Source organism: Streptomyces sp. NPDC059166 (genome assembly GCF_042755185.1).
GTDB lineage: Bacteria > Actinomycetota > Actinomycetes > Streptomycetales > Streptomycetaceae > Streptomyces.
Genome location: NZ_JBHZCI010000040.1, coordinates 59,755 through 71,011 on the forward strand (window position 1 = coordinate 59,755; position 11,257 = coordinate 71,011).

8 protein-coding genes are annotated in these 11,257 nt (G+C 72.9%); 2 read left to right on the top strand and 6 right to left on the bottom strand.

Features of this window, described 5'->3' with window-relative positions; translation table 11 throughout:
- Positions 1 to 122: 122 nt before the first annotated feature.
- Positions 123 to 914 carry a class I SAM-dependent methyltransferase gene (locus ACFXOA_RS26120; RefSeq protein WP_385033311.1) on the bottom strand — a complete coding sequence of 264 codons (792 nt, stop codon included), beginning with the start codon at positions 912 to 914 and terminating at the stop codon, positions 123 to 125.
- Positions 915 to 1,285: 371 nt separating this feature from the next.
- Here ACFXOA_RS26120 and ACFXOA_RS26125 point away from each other — a divergent pair, with 371 nt between their 5' ends.
- Positions 1,286 to 2,818 carry an aldehyde dehydrogenase family protein gene (locus tag ACFXOA_RS26125; protein WP_385033314.1) on the top strand — a complete coding sequence of 511 codons (1,533 nt, stop codon included), beginning with the start codon at positions 1,286 to 1,288 and terminating at the stop codon, positions 2,816 to 2,818.
- A 197-nt stretch (positions 2,819 to 3,015) separates the two neighbouring features.
- Here the strand turns inward: ACFXOA_RS26125 and ACFXOA_RS26130 are convergent, their stop codons facing one another.
- The gene (locus ACFXOA_RS26130) at positions 3,016 to 4,206 is read right to left on the bottom strand and encodes a low temperature requirement protein A (protein WP_385033317.1); all 1,191 of its coding nucleotides are present in this window, start codon (positions 4,204 to 4,206) and stop codon (positions 3,016 to 3,018) included.
- 271 nt (positions 4,207 to 4,477) lie between these two features.
- On the opposite strand from ACFXOA_RS26130, the gene ACFXOA_RS26135 reads away from it, so the two are divergent.
- Positions 4,478 to 4,843, top strand: coding sequence for a VOC family protein (locus tag ACFXOA_RS26135; RefSeq protein WP_385033320.1), 366 nt, complete (start codon positions 4,478 to 4,480; stop codon positions 4,841 to 4,843).
- 96 nt (positions 4,844 to 4,939) lie between these two features.
- Here the strand turns inward: ACFXOA_RS26135 and ACFXOA_RS26140 are convergent, their stop codons facing one another.
- From ACFXOA_RS26140 to xylB, 4 genes are all read right to left on the bottom strand, one after another.
- Positions 4,940 to 6,832, bottom strand: a complete 1,893-nt coding sequence (locus ACFXOA_RS26140) for an ABC transporter ATP-binding protein (RefSeq protein ID WP_385033323.1) — start codon at positions 6,830 to 6,832, stop codon at positions 4,940 to 4,942.
- Between the two features lie 423 nt (positions 6,833 to 7,255).
- The gene (locus tag ACFXOA_RS26145; protein ID WP_385033326.1) at positions 7,256 to 8,080 is read right to left on the bottom strand and encodes a hypothetical protein; all 825 of its coding nucleotides are present in this window, start codon (positions 8,078 to 8,080) and stop codon (positions 7,256 to 7,258) included.
- Entirely contained in the window at positions 8,080 to 9,363 is a 1,284-nt protein-coding gene (locus tag ACFXOA_RS26150) for a VWA domain-containing protein (RefSeq protein WP_385033329.1), read from the bottom strand. Before ACFXOA_RS26150 ends, ACFXOA_RS26145 begins: the two co-directional genes overlap by 1 nt.
- 71 nt (positions 9,364 to 9,434) lie before the next feature.
- Positions 9,435 to 10,922 carry a xylulokinase gene (gene xylB / locus ACFXOA_RS26155; RefSeq protein ID WP_385033332.1) on the bottom strand — a complete coding sequence of 496 codons (1,488 nt, stop codon included), beginning with the start codon at positions 10,920 to 10,922 and terminating at the stop codon, positions 9,435 to 9,437.
- Positions 10,923 to 11,257 lie beyond the last annotated feature (335 nt).

The window sequence follows — 11,257 nt, forward strand, 5'->3', positions numbered from 1 at the left end:
GCCTCCCCTGGGGGCGTGCCCTCCTCCGAGGACCGGCCCGTTCCCCGGTTCGGCGCACCGGGCCGGGCCGGCGCAGCACCCCACCATGCCCTTCCGGAGACCCGGCGGTACGCACCACCGGGTCAGCCCGGTTTGACCGCCAGCGTCGCGAAGTAGGCGGACATGTACGCGGCGGACGCGTCGGACTGGTGCGGAGCTTCCGCGAAGCGGGCGAGGACGAACCCCGCCGCGAGCTGCCCGCCGATCTGGGCGGTGAGGGTGTGGCCGTACTCGAGAGCGGCGTCCGCGCCGAACCGCGCGGCGCGTTCCTCGGCGGTGTACCGCGTGACATCGCTGTAGGGCAGCGTGTGCGCGACGATCAGCTCGCCGCGCTCGTCGAGCGCCTCGTGGTCGAACAGGTACGTATCGGGGTTGACGAAGCCCGCGAGCAGCGATCCGCCCGGTCGCAGGACGCGGAAGCACTCCCGCCACACCGGTGCCGGATCCGGTACGAAGAGGTTGGAGACCGGATGGAACACGACGTCGAAGGACGCGTCGCCGAAGGCGCCGAGGTCGCTCATGTCGCCCAGGACGGTGCGCAGCTCGAGTCCGTCACGCTCCGCCACCATCCGGTCCTGGCCCAGCTGGCGGGGTGAGTTGTCGAAGACGGTCACCCGCGCCCCCGCGGCGGCCAGCACCGGACCCTGCTGGCCGCCGCCGGAGGCCAGGCACAGCACGTCCCTGCCGGTCAGGTCGGCGGGGAGCCAGGAGCGGTCGACCGGCTCGTGCCCGATGAGAACGACGGACCATCGGCCCGCGCGGGCGCTCGCGACCTCCTCAGCACTCACCGGCCTCGACCACTCGATGCCCTCCTCGACGTACTTGTCCCAGGCCGCCCGATTGTGGGCAACCGGGTCGACACCCGTCTCCTGCACTGCGAACCCCCTGCTACGGCTTGGCGGACACCCGCGGTGACGAGGTCTCGTACCGCCAGACAACACGTCTCGTACCGCCAGACAACACGAGGGGAGGGCGCCGGTTCAACGTGTTTCAGGAACGGGGCGAGGCAACCCGCCCCGCAGGTCCGCGTGCGGACCGCCGTCGATCCACGGCAGACGGGAGGGCCGGATTCCGCAGGCCGGCACGTCAGTGAGTCATGTCACGCAGAGTGAGTTCCACGGCATACATTCCGCCGGACCGGAGAGGGGTCGGAGTTGCTGGTGCGGCCGAGTCCGGTCCACCGGCGCGGAACAGTGCTCGGCCGGACCGGTGCGGAGCAAGTCAGGCACGGAAGGCAGACCCCCGCATGTCGGCTCCCTCTTCGTCGGCCCGCCCGGCGACCGCCCTGGAGACCCTCCACATCGACGGCCTCTGGCGCGCGTCGGGCCGGGGCGGCACACGAGAGATCCTCGACCCGGCGGACGCGACCGTCCTGGCCCTCGTCGCCGAGGGTGACGTCACGGACACCGACACGGCCGTGGAGGCCGCCCGTCGCGCCTTCGACGACGGCCCCTGGCCGCACAGGCCCGTCACGGAACGTGCCGAGCTGCTGCGCAGGGTCGCCGAGCTCCTCCAGCGGGACCGCGAGGAGCTGGCGATCACCGAGAGCCGCGACACGGGCGGGACCCTGGAGGAGGCGCGCGCCGACGTCGACGACGTCGCCGGCACCTTCCGCTACTTCGCCGACCTCGTCATGAGCGAGAACGGCGGCCGGGTCGTCGACGCCGCCGACCCCGACGTCCACAGTGTGGTCGTGCACGAACCGGTCGGTGTCTGCGCACTGATCACCCCGTGCGGCCGTCCACTCCTCCACGCCGGCCGGAAGACCGCCCCGGCCCTCGCCGCCGGTACCACCTTCGTGCTCAAGCCCAGCGAGGTCGCCCCCCTCTCCACCGTCCATCTGGTCCGGCTGCTCGCAGAGGCCGGACTGCCCGCAGGCACCGCCAACCTGGTGACGGGCGCGGGAGACCCGGTCGGCGCCCGGCTCTCCGCGCACCCCGACGTGGACCTGGTCTCCTTCACCGGCGGACTCGCCGGCGGGACGGACGTCGCGCGGGCGGCCGCGCCCACCGTCAAGACGGTGGAGCTGGAGCTGGGCGGGAAGAACCCGAACGTCGTCTTCGCGGACTCCTGCGCCACCGAGGAAGGGTTCGACACCGCCGTCGACCAGGCACTGAACGCCGCCTTCGCCCACAGCGGGCAGGACTGCGCCACCGGCACCCGCCTCATCGTCGAGGAATCCGTACGCGAACGCTTCGTCACCGAACTGGCCCGCCGCGCCGACGCGATCAGGCACGGGCGGGGCGCCGTCGACGGTGCCGGATTCGGCCCGCTCGCCTCCGCGAGGCTGCTCGCCGAGGCCGAGGCCCACGTGGCTTCCGCCCGTGAGGAGGGTGCGGTCGTCCGGTCGGGCGGCTGCCGTCCCGCGGCCACCGGGTCCCGGCCGGCGAGCGGCTACTTCTACCGGCCCACCGTCCTGGACGGCTGCCACCGGGGGATGAGGGTGGTCCGCGAGGAGACCTTCGGCCCGATCCTCACCGTCGAGACCTTCCGCACCGAGGAAGAGGCCGTCACCCTGGCCAACGACACCGCGTACGGACTCGCCGGCGCCGTCTGGACCGGCGACGCGGGCCGCGCGCGGCGGGTCGCCGCACGGCTCCGGCACGGCACCGTGTGGATCAACGACTACGACCGCTGCCTCCCGCAGGCCGAATGGGGCGGCTTCGGCAGGTCAGGCAGCGGCCGCGCACTCGGGCCCACCGGGCTCGCCCGTTACCGAGCGTCCAAACACGTCTACCAGAACCTCAACCCGCGCCCGCGGCGCCGGTTCGCCCGCTGACCGGCCCCCGGGCGGCGGCTGCCCGGATCACGGCCCCGCCCGGACCCGCCGGCCCACGCGCCCCGGCGGGTCAGGGCGGTTGCCCGAGTCCGGGCGGGTCCTGCGCATGTGGTCGAAGGGCTCGGGGAGCACCCTGCGCAGGATGATGGCCGCACCAGGCCCCGCTCCCTGATCCGGCCCGATCCGAACGAAAGACCCTAGTTCCGCGAAGGCTGCGGTTCCCCCTCCGCACCGGCCGCCACGAGCAGGGTCGCCGCGACGAGTGCCGCCGCGAGGAGGCCCGTGGCCAGGACCGGGCCCGGGGTGAACGTCACGGCCAGCACCGCGAGCACGGCCACCGGGTGGATGAGGTCGTTCCTGCTGCGCAGCTCCTCGGCCCGGTGGTGCAGAAGCCACACCAGGGTGATGAAGACGGCCACCGGAACGGTGAACGCGGCGGCGGCGGCACGGTCGGAGAGGTGACCGTGGCCGGTGCGGTGGGCGACGTTCACGGCCAGTCCGGCACCGACCGCGGCGGCCGAGGCGAACACCGCGTAGTGGCCGTAGCCCCAGAGGATCGCAGCCCTGAAACCGGTGAGCCGCTGGGGGGCGTTCTGCGAGAAGTAGAGCCACCACAGGGAGAACACCGTCAGCACGCCGCCGACGACCAGGGTCGCGATGTCGCCGATCCCTGTCTCGCCGTCGAGCGCCGTCCTGACGGCCGCGGTGGCGGCGGTGATGGTCTCACCGAGGACGATGAGGGTGAACAGCCCGTACCGCTCCGCGATGTGATGGGGATGCCAGGTCGTTTTCGCCGGGCTCTCGGCCCAGACGGGAACGGCGATCTCGGCCACGACGAGCAGCGCGAACAGCGGCAGTCCCCAGTCCTCCGGAAGGGCGAGCCGCGCCACCCAGCCGATCTGCACGACGAGGATGCCGATCGCGTAGCGCAGACAGGAGCGCCGGCGCGCCGGATCGGACCGCGCGGCCCGAAGCCACTGGGTGACCATCGCCAGCCGCATGACGACGTAACCCCACGTGATGACGGTGAAGTCGTCGTGCTCCAGGGCGTCGGCCGCGCCGGCCGCCAGGATGAGCGCACCGGTGATCTGGACCAGGGTGAGCAACCGGTAGGGCACGTCGTCGGTGTCGTACGCGGAGGCGAACCAGGTGAAGTTCATCCACGCCCACCAGATCGCGAAGAACACCATCGCGTAGCCGAGGACACCGTCCGCGACGTGGCCCTCGGCGAGTTCGTGCTCGAAGGCGGCCGAGGCCTGGGCCACGGCGGTGACGAAGCACAGGTCGAAGAAGAGCTCGAGCGCGGTCGCCGTACGGTGCTCCTCACCGGCGAGCCGGGCGACCATCGGACGGTGCCAAGCGCCGAAGGCGGACTGTGGATGACTCATGCGTACCTGTTCTCAGCGACGGGACGAGCGGGCAGGACCCGCCGCGCCCGAGGGGCGACGGGGCACACCGGGACCGGCCGCGCAGGCCGGAGGCCCGGCACCGGATCGGCGGACAGCGGTCACGTTACCCAGTCGCCCCCGCCGGGCTGCGGCACGACCGTGGCCGGACGCCGGACGCCGGACGCCGGACGCCGGATGCCGGATGCCGGATGCCGGATGCCCGCGCCCGCCTTACGGTTGAGAGGACACGCCCCCGGCACCGGGAGAGGTCATGGCCGGAGAGATCTCCTTCTTCGAACTGGGCGTCGCGGACCCCGAGCGCGCCCGTACCTTCTACGCCGGGCTGTTCGGCTGGAGCTTCGAGCCAGGGACCACCGAGGGCGGCGGCTACGCGATCCGGACCCCCGGCATCCCTGGAGGGGTCCACGGAGGAGACGCCGGAGCCCGCCCCTACGTCTTCTTCCGCGTCGACGACCTGCCCGCCGCGATCGCGCGGGTGCGCGAACTCGGCGGAACGGTGGCGGACGAGGCGGGAGGCGACGACGAGGCGACGGCGGCACGCTTCGGACGCTTCCGGATGTGCCAGGACGACCAGGGCTCCCCGTTCGGTCTCCACCAGCCGCCACCGGACGCCTGACCAGGTGTGAGACGCGTCGCCGGGCCGACCGGCCCTGCGGTGGGAGGCCCCTGCCGGGCCGACTCCGTCCCCTTCTGACGAGGTGACGCCGCCGGATCAGCCGGCCGAGTGGGCGGCCCCGCTCACCTCCGGCCGCTCGAACTGCGTGCGGTGCAGCTCCTCGTACCGCCCACCGGCGGCCAGCAGTGCCTCGTGCGTGCCCCGCTCGACCACTCGGCCGTCCTCGACCACCAGGATCAGGTCGGCGGACCGTACCGTCGACAGTCTGTGGGCGATCACCAGGGCCGTCCGCCCCTCGAGCGCCTCGGCCAGTGCCTCCTGCACCGCCGCCTCCGAGGTGGAGTCCAGATGAGCCGTCGCCTCGTCCAGGATCACCACCCGCTGACGGGCGAGCAGCAGCCGGGCGATGGTGAGCCGTTGCCGCTCACCGCCGGACAGCCGGTAGCCGCGCTCGCCGACGACGGTGTCCAGCCCGTCCGGCAGCGAGGCGACGAGACCGTCCAGGCGCGAGCGGCGCAGGGCGTCCCAGACCTCCTCCTCGGTGGCCTCGGGCCGGGCGAGCAGCAGATTGGCGCGCACCGACTCGTGGAAGAGGTGCCCGTCCTGGGTCACCATGCCGAGCGTCTCGCGGATCGAATCGGCCGTCAGGTCGCGTACGTCGACGCCGCCCAGCCGGACCGCGCCCGCGTCGGTGTCGTAGAGACGGGGGAGGAGCTGTGCGATGGTCGATTTCCCGGCCCCTGACGAACCGACGAGGGCGACCATCTGCCCCGGGCCGGCCGTGAACGAGATGTCGTGCAGCACCGGCGTGCCGTCGCCGGAGTCGAGTGCGGCCACTTCCTCCAGGGAGGCGAGGGAGACCTTGTCCGCGGAGGGATAGCCGAAGGAGACGCGGTCGAACTCCACGGACACAGGTCCGTCGGGTACCCGGCGTGCGTCGGGCTTCTGGGCGATCAGTGGTCTCAGGTCGAGGACTTCGAAGACCCGCTCGAAGCTGACCAGTGCGCTCATCACCTCGACCCTGGCCCCGGCCAGCGCGGTCAGCGGTGCGTAGAGCCGGGTGAGGAGCAGTGCCAGGGCGACCACGGCGCCGGGTTCGAGGGTGCCGCGCAGTGCGAAGTGGCCCCCGAGACCGTAGACGAGGGCGAGCGCCAGGGCCGACACCAGGGTGAGCGCGGTGATGAAGGCGGACTGCAGCATCGCCGTGCGGACGCCGATGTCACGTACCCGGCCCGCCCGGGCGGCGAACTCCGCGCTCTCGTCGGCGGGCCGCCCGAAGAGCTTGACCAGGGTGGCCCCAGGGGCCGAGAAGCGTTCGGTCATCCGCGTCCCCATGGCCGAGTTGTGGGCGGCGGCCTCCCGCTGGAGATCCGCCATCCGGGCGCCCAGCCGGCGGGCCGGTACGACGAACACCGGCAGCAGCACCAGGGCCAGCAGCGTGATCTGCCAGGAGATCGTCAGCATCACCGCCAGGGTGAGCAGCAGGGTCACGCAGTTGGAGACGACCCCCGACAGGGTGCTGCTGAACGCCCGCTGGGCGCCGATGACGTCGTTGTTGAGCCGGCTGACGAGAGCGCCCGTCCTGGTGCGGGTGAAGAAGGCGACGGGCATCCGCTGGACGTGGTCGAAGACGGCTGTCCGCAGGTCGAGGATGAGCCCTTCGCCCAGGGTGGCGGAGAGCCACCTGGTGAGGAGCCCGAGCGCGGCCTCCGACACGGCGATCAGCGCGATGAGCAGGGCGAGCCCGGTCACCCTGCCGGGGTCGTCGCCCCGCACGATCGCGTCGACCACCCGGCCTGCCAGGACCGGCGTGGCCACCGCCAGCAGGGCACTCACCACACTGAGGGCCAGGAAGCGCCGGATCCTCCCGCGGTGCGGCCGGGCGAACGCCGCGACACGGCGCAGTGTGGTCCTGGAGAAGGGCCTGCGCTCCCGCCGGGCGTTCACCGTGCTCTGCAGCGAGTGCCACGCCGTGACTTCCATGTCCATGCCTGCCTCCGGGATCGGTCGGTGTGCGGGGAACGCTAGGACCTCAAGTGAGATCGAGGTCAACCGTTCCCGGCCCGGCTCACCCGTCCGGCGCGCTCGGCCGGAGGCCGGCCGCACTCGGGGCCTCTCGTTCGGATCGTGCCGGGCTCGCGTGCCCTGGTGCCGCACCTGGCGGTGTCCTCGCCGGCCGACGCCTTCGTCCGGATCAGGCCGGATCAGGGAGCGGGGGGCTGGTGCCGCGCATCGCAAGGCGGAGGAGCGAGTCGACGCAGAAAGACCCTGGGGCAGCCACCACCCCGAGTGATCACGTACGGAGAAGCGTCCGGATCTCCAGGTCGAGGACCGAACCGGGGCCCGGACGTACCGAAGGGCCGCGGACGTCAGTCGGCGGCCCTTCGGGTGACGCTTCGGCCGAGGCCGTTCTCAGACGCCCGAGGGCACCCGCGGGGGCCGGCCGGAGCCGCGGGTCAGCGAGTAGCCGAACACCCCCGCCAGGGCGGCGAGTACGCCGCTGCCCGCGGTCCACAGCCAGCGGCTGGTCCACCAGCCCGATGCCCAGCCGTCCTCCGGCTCGCTGCCTGCGACCGTGATGCCCTGTGCCGAGGCCGCCGACACACCGGGGACCAGGGGTTCTCCGAGGCTGCCGTCCACGTCGGAGGCACCGCCCCGGTCGGCCGAGGAGACCTCGGTCTCGACCCCGACGGGCAGGCCCAGATCCTCCTCGGCCAGGCCGACCACCGTCAGGCGCACGTAGTAGCTGCCGGGCAGCGGGTCGGACGCCCACGGTTCCGACCAGGCGCGGACGGTACGCAGCACACAGGACAGTTCGACGCCGGCGGCGTCCGGCGCCGCCTTCCTGGTCTGGTGGCCGTACATGCAGGCCTGCCGGCGGCGGAGCCCGTCGTACACGTCGATCTGCCAGGTGGACGCACCGTGCCGGGTGGCGCTCTCCGGCAGGCTCACCTTCGCGCGGACGGTGGGCCGCTGTCCGGCGTCCGCCGGGAACACCCAGTAGAGGTAGTCACCCGTGGAGGCCTCGGCGGTCGCCGCCTGCTCCTGCCGGATCGGTGTGGCCGTCCGGAAGGTGGTGCCCGCCTCCGTCGGCCCCTTCTCCTCGTCCCCGGCCGGGCTCGCGCTCGCGGACGGGTCGTCGGCGAACGCCGCGCCGCCGGAGCCGAGCAGGGCGACGGCCGCGAGGAGTGCCGCCGCGCACGCGCGCCTGACGGTGTCTCTGCTTGCGCTACGCATCAGTTGGTCCTCCATACGGCGACACGCCAGCGCGAGATCCAGCCGAACAGCAGGCCGGCGATCAGTCCCGTCAGCAGCAGCAGGCCCAGCAGCCACCAGCCGTGGCCCAGGCCGAACGCCGCCGCGTCGGCCGACTCGTCGGGGCCGTCCACCACGTCGACGGTCAGCTCCACCGGCATGCCGGGGGTCGTCTTCACCGAGGCGGGAGCCGAGAAGGAGTTGCCCAGTTCGAGGCAGACCGTCTCGGCCGCGGGCTTCACATCGGTGTCGGAGTCGGTGTCGTCCTGCTCGGGCTTCGGGTAGCGCAGGCCCGTGGAGATCGCGTCCGTACGCCCCGTCCCGGACTCCGACCCGCGGACGATCTCACGCCCGTGCGTCGTCACGGCGCGCAGCAGGATGCCGTAGTCGTCGTTCACCGCGCGGTCGGCGCCCACGCTCACCGAGGCGCGCAGTTCCTGGCCGGGCAGGACGTCCACCCGGTACCAGCGGTGCTTCCCGATCTCCTGCCGGTCGGTGTAGAGCCCGGGCTTCAGGGCCGGTGCGGCGGAGCAGCTGCCCGCGCCCTCGGTCGCCACCGGGGTCACCACGGGCTCGGCGGCCCGGTCGACCAACTGCTTGACGCGTCCCGAGAGTTCGTCGGTGTGCTGGACCGCGGTGTAGGTGCCGCCGGTGGCCTCGGCGATGCAGGTCAGCTGCTGCCGGATCTTCGCGTCCGGCACCAGGCCGAGGGTGTCGATGACCAGGTGGATCCCCCGGGCGGCGATGTCGCGCGCGACCTCGCAGGGGTCGAGCGGGCCGCAGGTGTCCTCGCCGTCGGTGATCAGGACGATCCGCCTGGTGGTGTCACCGCCCTCGAGGTCGTCCGCCGCGCCGAGCAGGGCGGGACCGATGGGGGTCCAGCCGGTGGGTGCCAGCGTGGCGACGGCGGTCTTGGCCTCGGTGCGGTCGAGCGGGCCGACCGGGTAGAGCTGCCTGGTGTCCTTGCAGCCGACCTTCCGGTCGTCGCCCGGATAGTCGGCGCCGAGTGTACGTATGCCGAGTTCGACCTCCTCGGGCACCGCGTCCAGGACGTCGTTGAAGGCGTGCTTCGCCGCGGATATCCGGGACTGGCCGTCGATGTCGCGGGTCCGCATGGAGCCGCTGACATCGAGGACCAACTCGACCTTGGGGGAAGGGGTGGTGGGGGGTTCGTCGGCGGATGCCGGGAGGGCGGTGCCCATCCCGGCGGCCAGGGTGGCGAGCAGGACGCCCACCCCGGCCGTCAGCCGTTTTCTTGTGATCATCGGCGGATCCTATTGAAGATCCCCGACCATCCCCAAAACGCCTGTCCCGAAGGCGGTTTCGGGGTACCCGCTCATCCCCCGAGCAGCGGCCCCGACGCCCTGTCCAGTACCGAACCGATGCGGTCCCACGCCTCGGTGTCCCTTTCCACCGGGGGCAGTTCGGTGTCGGACGACTTCGACGTGGTGTTCCAGCGTGTCGCGATCGCCACCGGGTCCCCGCCGCCGGCGGCCGCCGCGGCGAGCGCCGCCGCGCCGAGCGCGACCAGTTCGCCGCCGCCCGGGATGATCAGGGGGCGGCCGGAGAGCCGGCGCACCGTCTCCACCCAGGTCCGTCCCTGGGCGCCGCCCCCGATCAGCCGCAGCGGCCGGCCGGCCACGTCGGGGCCCGCGGGGTCGAGGCCGCACGCCCGGAGGAGCTCGTCGACCGCCCGCAGCACGGTGAACGCCGCGCCCTCGTACGCCGCGCCCAGGAGCTGCTGCGGCGTGGTGTCGTGCCGGAGCCCGGTCAGCAGGCCGGACGAGGTCGGCAGGTCGGGGGTGCGCTCGCCGTCCAGGTAGGGCAGCAGCACCGCCTCGCCCCCCGGTGCCGCGTCGTCCCGGTGCAGGCCGAACAGAGCCGCCACCTTGTCGACGGCCAGGGTGCAGTTGAGGGTGCAGGCCAGCGGGAGGTACGTACCGTCGGCGGCGGCGAAGCCGGAGAGCGCGGGCGACGCGGGGCGGGTCCGGGAGGCGGCGAACACCGTCCCGGAGGTGCCCAGGCTCAGGACCGGGTGGTCCAGCAGGCCGGCGCCGCCCAGGCCGAGCCCCACGGCGGCGCTCATGTTGTCCCCGGTGCCGGCCGCGACCGCGATCCCCGCCGGAAGCCCGAGCGCCTCGGCGGCGGCCTGGGTCAGCGAGCCGATCCGGGTCCCGCCCGTCGGTGCTACCTCGGGCAGCATGGACGGGTCGAGGCCCAGGAGGCCGAGCAGCTCGGGGTCGTACGCCCCGGTTTCCGTGGAGTACCAGCAGGTGCCCGACGCGTCGCCCGGGTCGGTCGCCGCCACGCCCGACAGGCGCTCGGTGAGGAAGTCGTGGGGCAGTCGGACGGAGGCCGTCGCCTCGGCGTTCGCCGGGTCGTTCTCCCGCAGCCAGCGCCACTTCGTCGCGGTCATCGACGCCACGGGCACCGTACCGGTGCGGGCGGTCCACGCCTCCGGGCCGCCCAGTTCGGCGACGAGAGCGGCCGCCTGCGGCGCGGAGCGGGTGTCGTTCCACAGGAGCGCGGGGCGCAGCGGCCTGCCGGACCGGTCGAGGGCGACCAGTCCGTGCTGCTGCCCGGCCACGGCGATGCCGGTCACCGCCGACGCGGAGAGGCCGGACTCCTTGAGTCCGGCGGCGACGGCGTCGCGCAGCGCCTGCCACCACACCTCGGGGTCGGTCTCGCGTGCCCCGCCCTCACCCGTGACGACGTGGGGGGCGCGGCCGACGGCGAGCAGCTCGCCGGTCTCGGCGTCGGTCACTGCGGCCTTGGTGGACTGGGTGGAGCTGTCCACGCCGATGACGACGGTACGCGGCGGCATGGGCTACCTCTTCTCGTGCGGTTTCCGGTGGCACCGGTTTTGGGAGTGCGACAAACAAATTACGTGATCGACAGCCTTCCGAACAGGGGCATCCTCCCATCTCCGGTCTCCGGCCGTCCGAGGGGTTACGTCCACCCGGTGGCGCGTGCATAATTAATCATGTCAGTGAACAAATAGGCCCGGGGTGGCGACGACGGTCCCGGACCCCAGGTAGTCGAAGGCGGACAGACGATGACGGAACGCTTCACTCCCACCCCTGAGGACAGGTTCACCTTCGGTCTGTGGACCGTGGGCTGGCGGGGCAACGACCCGTTCGGCGAGCCGACGCGTCCCGC